General features: G+C 62.7%; 14 protein-coding genes and 1 tRNA gene. 4 read left to right on the top strand and 11 right to left on the bottom strand.

Features of this window, described 5'->3' with window-relative positions; translation table 11 throughout:
- Positions 1–4 precede the first annotated feature (4 nt).
- Positions 5–2068 (top strand): sodium-translocating pyrophosphatase, encoded by a 2064-nt coding sequence (locus tag ABEA02_RS02730; RefSeq protein WP_345531286.1) that lies wholly within the window; start codon positions 5–7, stop codon positions 2066–2068.
- A 59-nt stretch (positions 2069–2127) separates the two neighbouring features.
- Here ABEA02_RS02730 and ABEA02_RS02725 read toward each other — a convergent pair whose 3' ends face one another.
- The 3 genes from ABEA02_RS02725 to gltX all read right to left on the bottom strand — a co-directional run bounded on the left by ABEA02_RS02725 (position 2128) and on the right by gltX (position 4661).
- Complete coding sequence (locus ABEA02_RS02725; protein WP_345531285.1) at positions 2128–2700, bottom strand: hypothetical protein; 573 nt, start codon at positions 2698–2700, stop codon at positions 2128–2130.
- A gap of 110 nt (positions 2701–2810) precedes the next feature.
- Positions 2811–3263, bottom strand: coding sequence for a YaiI/YqxD family protein (locus ABEA02_RS02720; RefSeq protein ID WP_345531284.1), 453 nt, complete (start codon positions 3261–3263; stop codon positions 2811–2813).
- 12 nt (positions 3264–3275) lie between these two features.
- Complete coding sequence (gene gltX / locus ABEA02_RS02715) at positions 3276–4661, bottom strand: glutamate--tRNA ligase (protein ID WP_345531283.1); 1386 nt, start codon at positions 4659–4661, stop codon at positions 3276–3278.
- A gap of 111 nt (positions 4662–4772) precedes the next feature.
- Between gltX and ABEA02_RS02710 the strand changes: the two genes are divergently transcribed.
- From ABEA02_RS02710 to ABEA02_RS02700, 3 genes are all read left to right on the top strand, one after another.
- A tRNA-Val gene (locus ABEA02_RS02710) sits at positions 4773–4848 on the top strand.
- Positions 4849–5115: 267 nt separating this feature from the next.
- A complete protein-coding gene (locus tag ABEA02_RS02705; RefSeq protein WP_345531282.1) occupies positions 5116–5847 on the top strand; it encodes a queuosine precursor transporter in 732 nt (243 codons plus the stop codon).
- An 87-nt stretch (positions 5848–5934) separates the two neighbouring features.
- On the top strand, positions 5935–6774 hold the full coding sequence (locus ABEA02_RS02700) for a class I SAM-dependent methyltransferase (protein ID WP_345531281.1): 840 nt from the start codon (positions 5935–5937) through the stop codon (positions 6772–6774).
- 798 nt (positions 6775–7572) lie between these two features.
- Here ABEA02_RS02700 and pseG read toward each other — a convergent pair.
- From pseG to ABEA02_RS02660, 8 genes are read right to left on the bottom strand one after another with little or no spacing between them, the layout of a single operon-like run.
- Positions 7573–8559 (bottom strand): UDP-2,4-diacetamido-2,4,6-trideoxy-beta-L-altropyranose hydrolase, encoded by a 987-nt coding sequence (gene pseG / locus ABEA02_RS02695; RefSeq protein WP_345531280.1) that lies wholly within the window; start codon positions 8557–8559, stop codon positions 7573–7575.
- Between the two features lie 12 nt (positions 8560–8571).
- The gene (locus tag ABEA02_RS02690) at positions 8572–9861 is read right to left on the bottom strand and encodes an aminotransferase class III-fold pyridoxal phosphate-dependent enzyme (RefSeq protein ID WP_345531279.1); all 1290 of its coding nucleotides are present in this window, start codon (positions 9859–9861) and stop codon (positions 8572–8574) included.
- A gap of 4 nt (positions 9862–9865) precedes the next feature.
- Complete coding sequence (locus ABEA02_RS02685) at positions 9866–10642, bottom strand: cytidylyltransferase domain-containing protein (RefSeq protein WP_345531278.1); 777 nt, start codon at positions 10640–10642, stop codon at positions 9866–9868.
- Position 10643: 1 nt separating this feature from the next.
- Positions 10644–11327 carry a class I SAM-dependent methyltransferase gene (locus tag ABEA02_RS02680; RefSeq protein ID WP_345531277.1) on the bottom strand — a complete coding sequence of 228 codons (684 nt, stop codon included), beginning with the start codon at positions 11325–11327 and terminating at the stop codon, positions 10644–10646.
- Between the two features lies 1 nt (position 11328).
- Positions 11329–12231: an aldo/keto reductase gene (locus tag ABEA02_RS02675; RefSeq protein ID WP_345531276.1), complete on the bottom strand. Its 903-nt coding sequence runs from the start codon at positions 12229–12231 to the stop codon at positions 11329–11331.
- Between the two features lies 1 nt (position 12232).
- Positions 12233–13411, bottom strand: a complete 1179-nt coding sequence (gene pseC / locus ABEA02_RS02670; protein WP_345531275.1) for a UDP-4-amino-4,6-dideoxy-N-acetyl-beta-L-altrosamine transaminase — start codon at positions 13409–13411, stop codon at positions 12233–12235.
- Positions 13411–14424, bottom strand: a complete 1014-nt coding sequence (gene pseB, locus ABEA02_RS02665) for a UDP-N-acetylglucosamine 4,6-dehydratase (inverting) (protein WP_345531274.1) — start codon at positions 14422–14424, stop codon at positions 13411–13413. Before pseB ends, pseC begins: the two co-directional genes overlap by 1 nt.
- Positions 14421–16532 (bottom strand): motility associated factor glycosyltransferase family protein, encoded by a 2112-nt coding sequence (locus tag ABEA02_RS02660; protein ID WP_345531273.1) that lies wholly within the window; start codon positions 16530–16532, stop codon positions 14421–14423. Before ABEA02_RS02660 ends, pseB begins: the two co-directional genes overlap by 4 nt.
- Positions 16533–16788 lie beyond the last annotated feature (256 nt).

The raw sequence follows: 16788 nt of genomic DNA, 5'->3' as shown, positions 1-16788 counted from the left end.
CGAGATGTCGGAAGTCCTGTGGTTTGCCCTTGGCAGTGCCCTGCTCGCCGTGCTCTACGGCGTATTCACCACACGCTGGATCCTTTCACGCCCTGCCGGCAATGCGCGCATGCAGGAGATTGCCCAGGCCGTGCAGCTCGGCGCTGCGGCCTACCTCAACCGGCAGTACACCAGCATCACGGTCGTCGGTGTCATCCTCTTCATCGCCATCGGCATCTTGCTCGACTGGCTGACCGCAGGTGGCTTCCTGCTTGGCGCGATTCTCTCCGGCGCAGCCGGCTACATCGGCATGAATGTCTCGGTGCGCGCCAACGTGCGCACAGCTGAAGCGGCGCGCACCGGGCTTGCCGAAGCGCTGGCGGTGGCCTTTCGCGGTGGCGCCGTCACCGGCATGCTGGTCGCGGGTCTCGCGCTGTTCGGGGTCGCGATCTACTACCTGATCCTCATGCAGGCCACGCCTGATACCGCAACGCTCGCCAGCCGCATGAAGCCTTTGGTTGGCCTGGCCTTCGGCGCGTCGCTGATTTCGATCTTCGCGCGCCTCGGTGGCGGCATCTTCACCAAGGGCGCCGACGTCGGCGCCGACCTCGTTGGCAAGGTCGAAGCCGGCATACCGGAAGATGACCCGCGCAACCCCGCCGTGATCGCCGACAACGTGGGCGACAACGTGGGCGACTGCGCCGGCATGGCTGCCGACCTGTTCGAGACCTATGCCGTTACGCTGATCGCCACCATGCTGCTGGGTGCGCTGCTCATCACCGACCAGGCGCTGATCGGCGCGCTGTACCCGCTGGCCCTGGGCTCGGTGGCCATCGTCGCCTCCATCCTCGGCGCACTGATCGTCAAGTCGCGCCCCGGGCGGCGCATCATGGGAGCCCTTTACGAAGGGCTGATGTTCGCCGGCGGCGTCGCCCTGCTGGGCTTTGCCGTGGTCACCTGGAGCATGGTGCCGGATGACCTGCTGAAAGCCAGCCTCGGCATCGTGAACGCGGCGCCGCTGCGCCTCTTCGCCGCATCGGCAGTGGGTCTGGTGCTGACAGGCTTCATCGTCTTCGTTACCGAGTACTACACCAGCACCGAATACAAGCCGGTGCAGGATGTTGCTGCCGCTTCGCAGACCGGTCACGCCACCAACATCATCGCTGGCCTCGGTGTGTCGATGAAGGCGACAGCCTGGCCGGTGATTGGCGTGTGCATTGCGATCCTCGCCGCGTTCAAACTGGGCGGACTCTACGGTGTGGCCATTGCAGCCACCTCGATGCTGTCGATGACCGGGATCATCGTCGCGCTCGACGCCTACGGCCCTATCACCGACAACGCCGGCGGCATCGCCGAGATGGCAGAGTTGCCACCCGAAGTACGCGCCATCACAGATCCACTGGATGCCGTCGGTAACACCACCAAGGCCGTCACCAAGGGCTACGCCATCGGCTCCGCAGCGTTGGCGGCGCTGGTGCTGTTTGCCGACTACACCCATGCGCTGGATGTCAGGAATGCCCATGGCGCAGGGGCCATGACCTTCGACCTGTCGAACCACCTCGTCATCATCGGCCTCTTCATCGGCGGCCTCGTGCCTTACCTGTTCAGCGCCTTCGCGATGGAGGCGGTCGGTCGGGCTGCGGCGTCCGTAGTGGTCGAGGTACGGCGTCAGTTCAAGGAGATCCCGGGGATCATGGCCGGCACAGCCAAGCCGGATTACTCTCGCGCGGTCGACATGCTGACACTGGCAGCGATCAAGGAAATGATCATCCCGTCGCTGCTACCCATTCTCGTGCCGATACTCGTTGGTCTGCTGCTGGGTCCGCAAGCCCTCGGTGGGGTGTTGATGGGCACCATCATCACGGGGCTGTTCCTCGCCATCTCGATGACAACCGGCGGCGGCGCCTGGGACAACGCCAAGAAGCACATCGAGGAAGGCGCGCACGGCGGCAAGGGCTCCGACGCCCACAAGGCCTCGGTGACGGGCGACACCGTGGGTGACCCCTACAAGGACACGGCAGGCCCTGCAGTGAATCCACTGATCAAGATCATCAACCTGGTGGCGCTGCTGATCGTGCCCCTGATCTGAGTGCTACACGAAAAATGCAAACGGCCCGCACTGGCGGGCCGCTTTGCTTTGATGGGCGGTCAGAACAACTCGATCTCGTTGTTCTGCTCGTGCAAGAGCTTCAGATAATCGCTGATGGCTTGTTCGACCGCGACACCCTTGAGCACGGCCTCCAGCAAGGTGTGCTCTTCCTGCATCGAAAAGGATTTGCGGATTCGTTCGTGCAGACTCAGCCAAGCCTCAGGGTTGTAGAGCTTACGAGGGTCGCCAACGATCTCCGCAAAATCTGCCTGACCGTCCACAACGTGCGAAAGGCGCTGAACCAGGCGGTCATAGAACTGAAAAGCCACAATGGCCCGATTGAGCATGTTGCGCATTTCGCTCATCGAGCCACCCAATGTTGCCTTGTGCTCGCTCACCTCAGGCGTATCAGGCAGCTTTTCAATCACTTCGCTGAGCGCAAAGGTGTGGTCCGCAATGGCCGAGAAGCTTGTCGCCAACTCAGTTACGGAGTTCTCGCTGTCGCGCATGGCGGCTCGCACCAGGCCCGCCATCAGCTCCAGCATCAGTACAGATTCCTTGATCTGGCTCCAGTCCAGATCAGGCCGGTGCGCACGGGTGCCGCGATAGTCGGCCGGAGGGCTGCTCGTCATGAAAAATCATCCTGAACGCTGTTGTGGACAGGACAACGGGCTGGGGAGCCAGAATCTTTAGGGGGCAGGATGGGTAGTTTCCCCCACCCCACTCCCTGCTCAATCCCCGCTCAGGCCCCGCTCACCCCGGCCAGCAGGCGATCGAGCTGGTTGGCGAACTGCTGGCGGTCAGCCTGACTGAAGGCTGCCGGGCCGCCGGTCTGTACGCCACTGCTGCGCAAACCTTCCATGAAGTCACGCATCGACAGGCTCTCGCGGATGTTCGCGGCCGAGTACAGCTCGCCACGCGGATTGAGCGCCAGCGCGCCCTTGTCGATGACGCCCGCAGCAAGCGGAATGTCCGCCGTCACAACCAGATCGCCCGCCTCCACCCGCTCGACGATGTAGTTGTCCGCCACATCAAAGCCGCTCGGCACCTGCACCGCCCGGATGAAGCGCGATGGCGGCACGCGCAGCATCTGGTTGGCGACCAGGGTGGTCTGCAATTGCTTGCGCTCCGCCGCCCGGAAAATGATCTCCTTGATCACGCCCGGGCAGGCGTCGGCATCGACCCATATGCGCATGACGTCTCAGGCTCAGCCGAGGCGCTGCAACACGGCCTCGCGACCGAACACTTCAAGCACGGCGTCAATCGACGGCGTCTGGGTAACGCCCAGCAGCTTCACGCGCAGCGGGATCGCCAGTTGCGGCATTTTCAGACCCTTCTCGGTACAGGTCTCCTTGATCGCAGCGCTCAGCGCCGCCTTGTCCCAGCTTGCCGACTGCAGGCGCCCGGCCAAAGCAGCCAGCGCGTCGCGTGCTACATCGGTGAGGTGCTGGGCCGCCAGCTCGTCGCTGATCTGCAGGGCAGCGTAGTAAGGCGCCGCCGCATCGGCGATCTCGACCAGCGTCGAAGCGCGATCACGGTAGAGCGCAATCACGGCCGCCAGATCCGGGCCGCCAGCAACGCTCACGCCACGCTGTGCGAGACGCTGCGCGATGTCAGCCGCCAGCACTTCAGGCGCGGTCTGCTTGATGTAGTGCGCGTTCAGCCACTTGAGCTTCTCGGTATTGAACTGCGCGGCCGAGGGCGTGATGTGATCAAGATCGAACCATTCGACGAACTGTTCGCGCGAGAACACTTCGTCGTCGCCGTGGCTCCAGCCCAGGCGCGCGAGGTAGTTGATGACGGCTTCCTTGAGGTAACCCTCTTCGTGATACTGCATCACGCTCACTGCACCGTGGCGCTTCGAGAGCTTGGTGCCGTCGTCACCCAGTATCATCGACAGGTGCGCGTACTGAGGTACCACCGCCCCCAACGCCTTGAGGATGTTGATCTGGCGCGGCGTATTGTTGACGTGATCGTCACCACGGATGACGTGGCTGATGCGCATGTCCCAGTCGTCGACCACCACGCAGAAGTTGTAGGTCGGCGTGCCGTCGGCGCGCGCGATGATGAGGTCGTCCATCTCGGCGTTGGCGATCTCTATGCGGCCTTTGACGAGGTCATCCCAGGCCACCACACCATCCAGCGGATTCTTGAAACGGATGACGGGTTGCACCCCGGCCGGCACTGCCGGCAGGGTCTTGCCCGCTTCGGGCCGCCAGCGGCCGTCGTAGCGCGGCTTCTCGCCACGCGCGCGCTGCGCTTCGCGGATGGCTTCGAGCTCGTCCGGCTGGGTGTAGCAGTAATACGCCGTGCCCGCCGCCAGCATTTCGGCGATGACAGCCTTGTAACGATCCATGCGCTGCATCTGGTAGAAAGGGCCTTCGTCGTGCCCGAGCTCCAGCCAGTTCATGCCGTCGAGAATCGCCTGCACGGCCTCGGGCGTAGAGCGCGCCACGTCCGTGTCTTCGATGCGCAACACGAACTGGCCGCCATGGTGGCGGGCGAACGCCCACGAGAACAAGGCTGTACGGGCGCCACCGATGTGGAGGAAGCCGGTGGGACTGGGGGCAAAGCGCGTGCGGACGGTCGTCATGGGAAGGACAGCAGGAAAACGGAATCGCGCATTTTACCTTTGACGAACCCGAAACTGCTCCCTATAATCTCGCCTCTCTCGTGATCTCGCAGCGACGCTGCGTGGCCATGCAGGCGGTTAGCTCAGTTGGTAGAGCACGTCCTTCACACGGACGGGGTCGTTGGTTCGAGTCCAATACCGCCTACCAGATTCCAAAAAAAACCCGGCTTCGGCCGGGTTTTTGTTTTTCTGCCCCTGCCCGGCCCTTGGCGTCACGCTCGTCGGTCCCGCTATCGCGTGTCAGAATTACCGCGGCAGCTTCACGCCCCCGACAACAAAACCCCATAACCCCCTAATGCAGTTCAGTTGAAACCGCACAGCCGTCATTCCCGCGAAAGCGGGAATGACGATCTGCAGGCTGTCGAATGCTTGACTGAACGGCATGACCGCAACACCCAATACAGGGAGAGTCACCATGCAAACCGAACCATTGCCCGGCGCGCCCACTGGGCGCGTCTATCGCTACTACGACTTCGTCATGGCCGCATTCGTCTGCGTGCTGCTGTGTTCCAACCTCATCGGCGCCGCCAAGACGGCCGAAGTCACCCTGCCCATCATCGGCACGTTCATCTTCAGCGGTGGCGTGCTGTTCTTCCCGATCTCCTACATCTTTGGCGACATCCTCACCGAAGTCTATGGCTACGGCCGCGACCGCCGCGTGGTGTGGGCCGGCTTCGGCGGACTGGTGTTTGCGGCCTTCATGTCCTGGGCCGTGCTGAGCCTGCCCGCTGCGCAGGGCGACTTCAACCAGAAATACCAGGAGAGTCTGCAAATGGTGTTCGGCAACACCTGGCGCATTGTGGTCGGCTCGATGATCGCCTTCTGGTGCGGCAGCTTCGTCAACAGCTACGTGCTGGCCAAGATGAAGCTGGCGACCGGCGGCAAGTGGCTGTGGACGCGCACCATCGGCTCCACCGTCGTCGGCGAAGCGGTTGATTCCGGCCTGTTCTACTTCATCGCGTTCTACGGCATCTGGTCGACCGACCAGGTCATCAAGGTCGTCATCGCCCAATACCTGCTCAAGACCGGCTGGGAAATCCTCATGACCCCCGTCACCTACCGCGTCGTCGCCTTCCTCAAGAAGCGCGAAGAGGAAGACTGGTACGACCGCAACACCAGCTTCAACCCCTTCAGCTGGCGCGTCTGATGACCCAACCCCGCCGCCACCGGCCCGCGCACCGGGCTGGCGGCGGCACGCCCTCTCCATAACACCCCGCGCTGCACAAGCCCCGCCATGAGCAAGACCCACGACATCCGCCCCGGCCAGTCCATCGAGCTGCTCAAGGAACTGCACATCCTCACGCGCGACGGCAAGATGAACCAGGACAGCCGGCGCAAGCTCAAGCAGGTCTATCACCTGTTCCAGTTCATCGAGCCACTGCTCAAGGACGTGCTCGCGAACAAGCCCGGCCTGCAGCTCGTAGACCACGGCGCCGGCAAGAGCTACCTCGGTTTCATCCTCTACGACCTGTTCTTCAAGGAGCACGCCGCGCAAGGGCAGATCTGGGGCATCGAGACGCGCGACGAGCTGGTTGCAAAGTCGCGCGAACTCGCGCAACGACTCGGCTTTGGCGGCATGCGCTTCGAGAATCTGTCGGTCGCCGACTCCATCACCTCAAGCGCCCTGCCTGAACAGATCGACGTCGTCACCGCCCTGCACGCCTGCAACACCGCCACCGACGACGCCATCCGCTTTGCGCTGGCCAAGCGCGCGCAACACATCGTGCTGGTGCCCTGCTGCCAGGCCGAAGTCGCCGCCGTGCTGCGCAAGAACAAGGGCAAGGCGCTCGGCAAATCCGCCCTCACCGAACTCTGGCGCCACCCGCTGCACACACGCGAGTTCGGCAGCCAGATCACCAACGTATTGCGCTGCCTGCAGCTCGAAGCACACGGCTACCAGGTCAGCGTCACCGAGCTGGTGGGCTGGGAGCACTCGATGAAGAACGAACTGATCATCGCCAGCTACAAGAACCTGCCGCGCCGCAAGCCAGCGGAGCGGCTTGCGGAAGTGCTGGAGAACGTGGGGCTGGAAGAGATGGCGGAACGGTTTTTTGTGCCTGCAAACTTGGCTTAGATTGCAAGGCAAGTAACTGGCTCCTGTAAATCGCGAATGCGCCTCGGGTCATGCTCGTCATTCCCGCGAAGGCGGGAATCCAGTGACTTTCTGAACGCCCCGGTTTTCCCGCCTTCGCGCGCGCTTATGCGGGAAAAAGCCGGAGGCAGCGCAAGACGGTTCGTTACGCCCGGCCTGGCGAGGCGTGCTGGGCGTCGCGACTTGACGTTGCGTGACGCCAAGGTAGGTCAGGCGCTACCTGCAGGGCGGGTTTCAACCCGCCAACAGGCTCACGCAGCGTGGCTGGATGGTTTGCGGCGCGGGGTTGTGCGGTTGAAACCGCACCTACGAAGCAATTGGCTTCGGGTTCGACGCGTTGTCTGATTGGCTTGCAAAGGCTCTGGGCGAGCGTTCGCTATTGCGAATGAAGGCGTTTGCGCCTGCGGGCGCAGGCTAATCGCTCCCCTCCCCCGCTTGCGGGGGAGGGGTTGGGGGAGAGGGCAAGAGTGGGAATCCAGTGACTTTCCGGACGCTCCTGGCTTCGCGCCTTCGTGCGCTGTTTATCCCGGCAAAAGCCGGAGGCACCGCAAGACGGTTCGTGTCGCCAGAGTGGGTCAGGTGCTATCGGTAGGACGGGTTGCAACCCGCCAACAAGCTCACGCAGCGTGGCTGGATGGTTTGCGGCGCGGGGTTGTGCGCTTGAAACCGCACCTGTGAAGCGATTGGCTTCGGGTTCGACGCACTGTCTGATTGGGTTGCAAATGCTCTGGGCGAGCGTTCGCCATTGCGAATGAAGGCGTTTGCGCCTGCGGGCGCAGGCTAATTGAGCATCTTCGTGGCGACGCGTCGCGCGCCGCCGCCGTCGCACAGTGCCGACAGGCGCAAGGACATGTCCTGCACGAATTGCGGGCGCGACAGCAGGTCGCCAAGGCGTGCCTGCAAGGCCAGGGGCAAGGTGTCTTCGGCACGCCCCATATCGACGCCTGCGCCGCGTGCGGCAATGGCGGCCGCGACAGGCAGCTGGTTGGCCGCGATGGACAGGGTGATGCCCGGCAGCCCGAGCGCGGCACGTTCCCAGGTGATGGACCCGCCGCCGCCGATGAAGAGATCGGCGCGACGCATGCGCCGGGCCATGTCTTCGACGGCGACAGACAGCGTGGCGTGCGGATGGTGCTCACAGCGGCGGCGCAGGCTGGGCACATTGGGGTTGGCCGCGCCCACCACGACGTCGACGCTGATCTGCGGGAACGCCTCGGCGAGCATGTCGACCACCCAGCCCGTCACGTCATCCAGATCTCCGCCGCCGAAACACACCAGCAGGCGGGCCACATGGCCGCTGCGTGGCGCGACGCGGCCGCGCTCGAACGCAAATTCCGGGCGCAGCAGTGCGAAATGCGGGCCGAGGATCTGCGGGCAATCCAGCGGAAGCAAGGGGGCGTAACGTTCGGGGCCAGCGGGGTTGAGGTTCTGGTCGAGCAGCAGGTCGCAGTCGTGATGCCGGTTGGCGAGGTCGTCGATGACCATGATGCGCCCGGCGCGTCGCCGTTGCGCTCCTTCCCATGTCGCGTCCAGATCGTAGTGGTCCACGATCAGCCAGTCGCAGGCCGGCACATCTTCTTCAGGCGCAATGGGGAAACAGGCGAACCCCGCTTGTCCGATGACGGGAAACGCGTGCCCTTCAAGCGAGCGGCAATGAAAGCTCACCTCGGCGCCGCGATCACGCAAGGCCATGGCAAGGGCAAGGCAACGCATCACGTGGCCGTGCCCCATCTCCCTTGAGGCATCGGCGCGGACAGCAATCTTCATCGTGCCGTGTGTTTATCGAAGTTTGAACAGCGGCTCCAGCGGAGCGCAGCGCAATTGTTTTTCGAGGTCTTCGTTTTGTACCGCTGACACGAGTATAGGCAGAACCTGGTCATAGGCGGCAAGCAATGCCTCAATGTCTGCGTCGGAATGCGCATGACAGACGTTATGCGTACCCAGGGTCAGGAAGCCGCGCGCAAACATCTCCTGCAGGAACAGGGTCTTCAGCTGCCACAGGGTGTAGCGCGGCGTGTCCTTGAGAATGAAGAACGACCAAGTTGCATCGCCCGCTACGGCTGCGAACTCGCCCGCTGCGTGCCGGGTGATGCGCTCTGCGAGCCCAGCCTTGATGCGCTCGCCCTTCGCTTTGAGTCCGGCGATCACCGGCTCACGCTGCAGTGTGCTGATGGTGGCCTTGGCTGCCGCGAGGGATAACAGCTCCCCGCCGAAAGTGAAGGAGAAAAAGATCTCTTCCATCACCTTCATGTATTCGGCCTTGCCGCAAACCGCCGACACCGGGTAACCATTTGCCAGCCCCTTGCCAAAGCAGGCCAGGTCAGGGGTCACGCCGAAGCGCTGTTGCGCCCCGCCGATCTCGTAGCGAAAGCCCGTGATCGTTTCATCGAACACCAGCAGGGCACCATGCGCATGGGCGATGTCGCGCACGGCGGCGAGATAACCGGGCAAGGGCTCGGCCACGTTCATGGGCTCCAGCATCACGGCGGCGAATTCGCCCTGGTGGCTGGCGAGCAGCCTGTCCAGCGCCTCGGCATCGTTGTAGGCGAAGTTGTGCGTGAGCGCGCGCACGCCCTGCGGCACGCCACGATGACGGGCCGTGGAGCCGATGTACCAGTCTTGCCAGCCGTGGTAGCCACACACCGCGACGCGCTCGCGCCCGGTGTGGGCACGCGCCACGCGCACGGCACCAGCGGTAGCGTCCGAGCCGTTCTTGCCGAAGCGCGTCATCTCGGCGCAGGGCACGACCTCGGCCAGCTTCTCGGCGACTTCCATCTCCAGGCGGTGCGGCAGCGTGTAGATCACGCCGCTCTTCAACTGCGCCGCCACGGCGGCTGTCACGTCGGGGTCGCTGTAGCCCAGGGTGACGGCGGCGAGGCTCATCACGAAATCGGTGTACTGATTACCGTCGACGTCAGTGACCTTGCAACCCAGCCCCTGCTCGATGAAGTAGGGCGACACGCCATGCGGATACTGCGTGCGGCTTTTGCTGAACGTCTGCGAGCCCAGCGGGATGGTACGTAGAGCGCGCTCCAGCAAGACTTCGGATTGGTGGTAGCGATCAGACATTTGACTACTCCCTCAGCGGCGCTTCGTCACGGGCAATCGAAATCGCCAGCCCTTCATTGCGTTGATGGGCTGTGTTGAACGTGATCAGCTCGGGCTGCTCGTCCAGAAGCCGCAACACATCCTGCATGCCGAACGCGGGGTTGGCGGGATAGAGCGCCGCGTAAACGCGCTCGACAAGCTGCAGGTCATCGGGTTCGTCGACCGTCCAGCGCAGGTGTGACAGGTCGACCTCGCTGCACACGGAGGCGTGCATGAAGAAGTCGGGGTGTTTCACAAGATACTGCGTGACATGCTCCCGCTCCGACTGCAGCGCGGCTTCCTGGTGAGCGGCTTCGAGTGCCGTCAAGCGCATCACCTCGACATCGAGCCCGTCCGGAAAACTCGGCGGCGCGACGTTACTCGTGTAGTCCGCGCCACTGGAGAGGTGGCGCACGATGACACGGTCGATGAGCTGCGGATCGGTCAGCGGGCAATCACCGGTCAGGCGTACGACATGATCTGGCCGGTCGAGCATGGCCGCCTGTGCGAAGCGGTCCAGCACATCGTTGAGCGATCCACGGTAGCACTCGACCCCGATCTGCGAACACAGCGCCTCCAGCGGATCGTCGCTGGGATCGCTCGATGTCGCGACGATCAGCTTGTCGATACGCTGGGCACGCCGGATACGCTCGATCTGGCGCGCCAGCATCGGCTCGCCCAGCAACGGCAACAGCACCTTGCGCGGCAGGCGCGTCGAACTGACGCGTGCCTGCAGGATGGCGAGTACCCTGACCAATTGCATTTCAGCCACGCTGCTCGGCATAGGCCTGCACAGGCTTGTGGAGCAACACGCAGACTGCGCGGTCACCAGCGTCTGCAGCCTGCAAGCCATGCCCCGTGTCGGCATGGTGATGCACGCTGCGTGAAACCTCGCGATACAGGCCGGTTGCCGTGAAGGCTGCCGAGTAGTCCTGCTTGTAGGTGTAGAGCTCGACGTCGGGTCTGTGATGGTAGCGGCGCCGGCAAGGTGAATCCGGCAGGAAGTCGCCCACCGCCAGCCAGCCACCCGGCGCCACCAGGTCGTCCACTGCGGCCAGCGTCTTCAGCAACAGGCTGCGGTCAACCCAGTGCAGCACGAAGTTCACGATGACCAGATCGAACTGTTCATGGAACGGCGGAGCGCTCGCCCCACCGACCCGCAGTTCGAGCTCGGGGCAGCGTCGCATGCCATCTTCGATCGCCGCAGCAGAGAGATCGAAGCCCGCACGGCGCTGCACATTGGGCAGGGCCTCGGGCAAACGCGCCAGGCGCCAGCCGTGCGCGCAACCTACTTCGCAAACACTGTTGATGCCCTCACGCTCGTCAAGCCGCGAGAGGATGTCGAGCATGCGATCCGGGTGGTCTACATCGCTGAGGCAGGCGACATTGCGCTGAAACCACGCATCACCTTCGCTCTTGCCGAAAACATCGTCCTGCGTCGTCAACATGTCAGACACTCCCGCTCTGGTGTTCGATACGCAAACCCGTTGGCCATTTGCGCGGGTCCAGCAAAGTCGTCTCATCGCTGGCGAACTGCGACCAGTCCATGTCGAAGCCCAGCGCAAAGGCATCCACGCACTGCGTCAGTTCGTCAACGCCACTGACACCGACGACACCCAGCTGAATGGATTTGTTCGCTGCGGCCCAGGCCAGGGCCAGATCAAGGGTTTGCACACCGAATTCTTCCGCTGCGACATGCAGCCGCTGCAGTGCGCGCGCCAGTCCGGCGAGCGCGCCGGGCAAGGCCCCCACCTGCAGGGTTGCCACGCCTTGCAGCAACAGCGAGCGCGCCTGGATGTGGATGCCCTGCTCGCTCAGCCGCGCAAGGCAGCCGCTGGTGACGAGCCGCTGATCGAGGATGCTCGCCGGCAACTGTATCCAGTCCGGCTTGAAGCGTGCCGTCAGCGCATTGATCTCGGACTCTTCGTACACCGACATGCCTATGCTGCGTGCCAGCCCCTGCTCTCGCAGTCTGGTCAGCCAATGCCAGACAGCATCTCCGCGCTCACCCAGCAGATCTGCCGGCGCGTGCACCAGCAAGGCATCGAGATAGTCTCGCCGCAAGGCGTCGAGGCTTCGCTCGAAACTGCGCTGCGCCGAGTCGAGTGCGTCACCGCCAACCGGCGTCGGCAGCAGCTTGCTGCAGATGAGGAAGCTGGCATCGCCGCCGAGCAGACTCCCCAACCGGAACTCGGCATCGCCATAGGCCGCTGCGGTATCGAGCCAGCCGATACCGTGATCCTTGGCATGTTGCAGAATGCGCTCGACCTCACCCGTCGACAGCTTGCCGACATAGTTGGTGAGACCGTAGTCAAGGCCGAACTGCGCGGTGCCCAGCGCCAGTGTCGCCATGTCACTGCTCCTGGAGAATACGCCGGAGTGAAGCCACGACGACGTCCTGCTCGGCCAGCGTCATGGTCGGGAACAAGGGAATGGACAGTGTGCGCTCGTAGTACGCCTCGGCAATCGGAAAATCCCCGCGCCTGAAGCCGCTGCGCATGTAGTCCGGTTGCAGATGCACCGGGATGTAATGCACCTGGACGTGGATACCCTGTTCGCGCAGGGCATCGAAGGTGCGATGGCGAGTCTCGCTGTCGGCAAGCAGGACCGGATAGAGGTGATAGGCCGACTTGCCGTTGGGGGACTGAAAGGGGCGCTCCACCAGCACGTCGGCGAGGAGGTCGTCGTAACGTGCGGCAAGCTCCCGACGCCTGGCGATGAAGCGCTCGACCTTGCCCAGCTGGGAAATGCCGAGCGCAGCGGCAAGATCCGTCATGCGGTAGTTGAAGCCCAGCGTCTGTTGCTCGTAGTACCAGCCTCCCTCGTCCTGTCGCTGCAGGGCTTCGGGCTGACGCGTGATGCCATGACTGCGCAGCAAGCCAAACGCCTCATGCAAGGCCGGGTCATCAGTCAACACCATGCCGCCCTCACCCGTCGTGAGAATCTTGACGGGGTGGAAGCTGAACACCGTGCAATCAGCAATACCCAGACCACCGACGCGCTTGCCGAAATACTCGGCGCCGAAGCTGTGGGCCGCATCATGGATCAGGCGGAAGCCATAACGCTGCTTCAGTTCGCCCAGTCGCTTCCAGTCGCAAGGCTGGCCCGCAAAATCGACGGCCACCAGCACGTCCGGCAGCTTGCCCATTGCCTCGGCTTGCTCCAGCTTGGCCGCAAGGGCTTCCATCGAGATGCAGTAGGTGCGCGGATCGATGTCCACGAAGTCGACCGAGGCCCCACAGTAGCGACCGCAGTTCGCCGAAGCCACGAAAGTGATCGGTGACGTCCACAGTCGCTTGCCGCGCTCCAGCCCCAAAGCCATGCAGGCGATGTGCAAACCGGCGGTCGCATTGCTGACCGCCGTCGCATGCGCAGCGCCACACCAGCGCGCCACCGCCTGCTCGAACTGGCCGATGGTGGGCCCCTGCGTCAGCCAGTCACCGCGCAGGGCTGCGGCGACGGCGGCGACATCGTCGTCTTCGATGCATTGGCGGCTGTAGGGAATGGATGCCATGTACGCAGTTTCACTCATCAGATGGCGCGTCGTTCAACCGTGGTGGAGTCAATCAGTCTGCGGATCTCTTCGATGCTCAGGAACCAGGGATTGGTACCCGAGTTGTACTCCCAGCCCTCCTCGATCCGCTTGCCCTCCTCCCCCGTACCGTCGTGCAGATAATTGGGCTGGGCGAAGAACAGGATGCTGGGGGTGATGACGTAGTGATCCTTGAATTCGATAGTGTGGTGCGAGTCGTCTGCCGGCACCATGATCTCGTGCAACTTCTCACCGGGCCGGATGCCGACCATCTTCATTGGCAGCTCGGGTGCAATGGCCGTGGCCAGATCGGTGATGCGGGAAGACGGAATCTTTGGCACGAAGACCTCGCCACCGTGCATGCGCGCGAGGTTGCGGATCACGAAATCGACCCCTTGCTGCAGCGTGATCCAGAAGCGGGTCATGCGCTCGTCGGTGATCGGCAGTTCCTTGACACCATCGCGAATGAGCTTCTGGAAGAAAGGCACGACCGAGCCGCGCGAGCCGACCACGTTGCCGTAGCGCACAACAGCAAAGCGTGTGCGGCGCCCCCCGACGATATTGTTGGCCGACACGAACAGCTTGTCCGACGCCAGCTTTGTCGCACCATAAAGATTGATCGGGTTGGCGGCCTTGTCGGTCGACAGGGCAATGACCCGCTCGACTTCGTTGTCGAGGCAGGCATTGATGACATTCTGCGCCCCGATGATGTTGGTCTTGATGCACTCCATCGGGTTGTATTCGGCTGCCGGAACCTGCTTGAGCGCCGCAGCGTGTACCACGATATCGATGTCGCGCATGGCCTGGCGGGTGCGCTCAGCGTCGCGTACATCACCGAGGAAGAAACGCATGCGCTCATCGCGGAACTCCTGCTGCATTTCGTACTGTTTCAGCTCGTCCCGTGAGTAGACGACGATGCGGCGCGGGTTGCCGGTTTCCAGCAATTTGCGCACGAAGGCGCGACCGAATGAGCCGGTGCCGCCCGTGATGAAAATGGACTTTCCGTCGATCATGCAGCTTCTCCATGTGCGGTCTGGGCCGACACCGCGGCCAGTTTGGTCTGCAGCTTCTGCTTGCCGACCTCGAGAATGGACAGCATGTTGTCCAGCGCCGCGGCGAGGAAGCGATCAATGAGGTCAAAACCGAAGTGGGCGAACTCCACGGCCTCGGTTTCCGATTTGGCCAGCGACATGCAGTCGAAGAAAAAGCGCCCCATGTGCAGCATCGAACCTCTGACCAGCGGGAAGATGTGTGTTGCCTGGTGCTTCTCGTCGAACAGGTAGTGATGCATGGCATAGAGCTTGTCGGCGATCTGCATCTTGCTGGTGATCTCGCCGGACAGAATGCCGCGCAGATCCCGCCGCACCGCCTGCAGTTGCTCGCAGAGCAGGCCCAGGTTGGCAAACGGGTTGACGTCATACTCTTCAGTGAATGCCGACAACATCGCCTGCACCGTCTCTGCGCGGCGTGCGGGATCCGCTTTTACGACCAGATCTTCGGCATGCAGTGGTGCCGCATTGCGGATCTTCGCCCCTTCGTTGAGATTGAAAACCTGGGCATCCGGGTAGTCGTCGATGGTGATGGCCATCGCGTCACGTGAATGCATGAAGATCTCGGTCGACAACACCTGGTCGCAGAAATTGCCGGGGGTCGGCTTGCCTGTCTTGTGCGCCGTGTGGGTGTCCTGAACGATCTTGTCGAGGATGGCTTCCTTGTCGCCCTCATCAAAATAGACAGAGGCCTTGGCATGGTGTTGCCCGGGGTCTTTGAAGCCGAAGTCGATGCCCACCAGATGAATCCTGGAGAAGCCCATGTGCAAGGCCAGAGCCACGCCCCCGTTGGTGCAGGTCGGTCCGCTACGGAACCACTTGGTTTTCTTGTCGAAGTCCAGCAAGGGCGCGCCGAGGTCCATCTCCTTGTTGAACATCAGCGGTTTGCTGGTGACGGTGAAGACGGCAGGATGCATGATCGACAACGCGACGATGGGCACGTCCTTGACGAAATCGCGCGTCACCGGCTCGTCGAGCACGACATAGGTCATGTAGGTACGCTCGATCTCGACGTGAAGATCGGGCTTGATGCCTGCTCGCGCCAGCGCAGTAATGGCTGTGCCACAACTGATGATGATGGCCTTGTCTGCATTGGCGCGCAGCGTGGGTAGCAAACCGTCCAGTGAGGGGCCCGAGCCGACGATGAACACTTCAGCATCCGGCGGCAGGTCAGGCTTGCGCGTAATGAGCGGATAGCCCTCGATGGCGTTTTCCATGGCGTGCTTGAGCCCGAGGATCTCGTCGTCGAGAAAGCCCCAGCCGCGATAAAGCGTCCACAGATCGCCACGCAGCTTGTCCCACAGGGTCTTGACCTTCTGCGAGTCATAGTCGTTGAAGAACAAGCCCATACCTTGCAGGAAGTATGGCGGCCACAGGTTGTAGAACATTGCCCGCAGATGCTCCGCGAGCGTGTCCGGATCCTTGTCGTAGGCAATCGAGAAGTGAAAGCCCTTGGCCGCAAACCGCTGGTACAGCGACACATAGTCGACGAAGTACATCGACAGGTTGAGGCGCGCGAGATCCGTGTCAACGAGCACGAGGTGGCGCATCTCCCAGTCGTCGACCAGACGCTCAAGGTGCCAGCCGTAACCGCTACCGAATACGATGACCAGAGGCATGGCATGGTCGCCAAAATCCGGGCGGGCAAGATAACCCGTGTCCTTGGTGATGCGCCGGAAGCCCTCGATCAGCTCACCGCGAAAGCGCGGCTCGATGGGCTGGTAGAAGTCCGGGTTGGTGAGATGAGGGAATGCCTGCTCGGGGTTCTCGACGAAGCCACGGTCCACGTCGATGCGCGGCCGCGTCTCGGTGTTTTCGAAGATCTTGTAGAGCGCGCGGCCGAAATCGGTAAATTCGCGCGGGCCACCCTCGAAGTGCCGGTAGTAGATAGTCAGCTTGCCATCGGCGTCGACGCGGAACGGCGCCTGAAGATCCGTCGCCATCAACTCTTCGAAGATGTGGTCGAACCGAACCTGCAGGAAATGCAGGTTGGCCTTATAGGTCGCCATCAGTTTCTGGATGTACGCTTCCTGGAGCGGCGTCCATTCTTCGGTGTTCTGCTCGGCACTCATCAGCGAACCTTCTTTGCTCAGGCTATCGGTGTCAGCCGATGTTAATGAGCCCAACCCCGCCAACATCGCCCTAGATGCTGATGAAAATGGCGCCATTTCCGATTGCCAGAGCCCGGAAACAGTTCGCTGCAAGACCGCGCAAAGTCGCTCCAGCGCTGGATTTTCCCGGTTTCATAGCAGCCCTCTGGCCAAAGCGAAAGCCGGAATAACAAGGGAAAAATCACTCCAGATTCAAGTTTTCCGGAAAGCCTTCCGA

This window comes from Viridibacterium curvum, from assembly GCF_039544165.1.
GTDB lineage: Bacteria > Pseudomonadota > Gammaproteobacteria > Burkholderiales > Rhodocyclaceae > Viridibacterium > Viridibacterium curvum.
This window is presented reverse-complemented; position numbering and strand designations above follow the sequence as displayed.

What these genes read in the sequence shown, in the direction of transcription:
- ABEA02_RS02675 (WP_345531276.1), bottom strand. Translation starts at nt 12,231, where the DNA reads ATGGCGACACTGGCGCTGGGCACCGCGCAGTTCGGCCTTGACTACGGT.
- ABEA02_RS02720 (WP_345531284.1), bottom strand. Translation starts at nt 3,263, where the DNA reads ATGCGCATATGGGTCGATGCCGACGCCTGCCCGGGCGTGATCAAGGAG.
- ABEA02_RS02690 (WP_345531279.1), bottom strand. Translation starts at nt 9,861, where the DNA reads ATGTCTGATCGCTACCACCAATCCGAAGTCTTGCTGGAGCGCGCTCTA.
- ABEA02_RS02685 (WP_345531278.1), bottom strand. Translation starts at nt 10,642, where the DNA reads ATGCAATTGGTCAGGGTACTCGCCATCCTGCAGGCACGCGTCAGTTCG.
- ABEA02_RS02725 (WP_345531285.1), bottom strand. Translation starts at nt 2,700, where the DNA reads ATGACGAGCAGCCCTCCGGCCGACTATCGCGGCACCCGTGCGCACCGG.
- ABEA02_RS02680 (WP_345531277.1), bottom strand. Translation starts at nt 11,327, where the DNA reads ATGTTGACGACGCAGGACGATGTTTTCGGCAAGAGCGAAGGTGATGCG.
- pseC (WP_345531275.1), bottom strand. Translation starts at nt 13,411, where the DNA reads ATGAGTGAAACTGCGTACATGGCATCCATTCCCTACAGCCGCCAATGC.
- ABEA02_RS02730 (WP_345531286.1), top strand. Translation starts at nt 5, where the DNA reads ATGTCGGAAGTCCTGTGGTTTGCCCTTGGCAGTGCCCTGCTCGCCGTG.
- ABEA02_RS02700 (WP_345531281.1), top strand. Translation starts at nt 5,935, where the DNA reads ATGAGCAAGACCCACGACATCCGCCCCGGCCAGTCCATCGAGCTGCTC.
- pseB (WP_345531274.1), bottom strand. Translation starts at nt 14,424, where the DNA reads ATGATCGACGGAAAGTCCATTTTCATCACGGGCGGCACCGGCTCATTC.
- gltX (WP_345531283.1), bottom strand. Translation starts at nt 4,661, where the DNA reads ATGACGACCGTCCGCACGCGCTTTGCCCCCAGTCCCACCGGCTTCCTC.
- ABEA02_RS02660 (WP_345531273.1), bottom strand. Translation starts at nt 16,532, where the DNA reads ATGAGTGCCGAGCAGAACACCGAAGAATGGACGCCGCTCCAGGAAGCG.
- ABEA02_RS02705 (WP_345531282.1), top strand. Translation starts at nt 5,116, where the DNA reads ATGCAAACCGAACCATTGCCCGGCGCGCCCACTGGGCGCGTCTATCGC.
- pseG (WP_345531280.1), bottom strand. Translation starts at nt 8,559, where the DNA reads ATGAAGATTGCTGTCCGCGCCGATGCCTCAAGGGAGATGGGGCACGGC.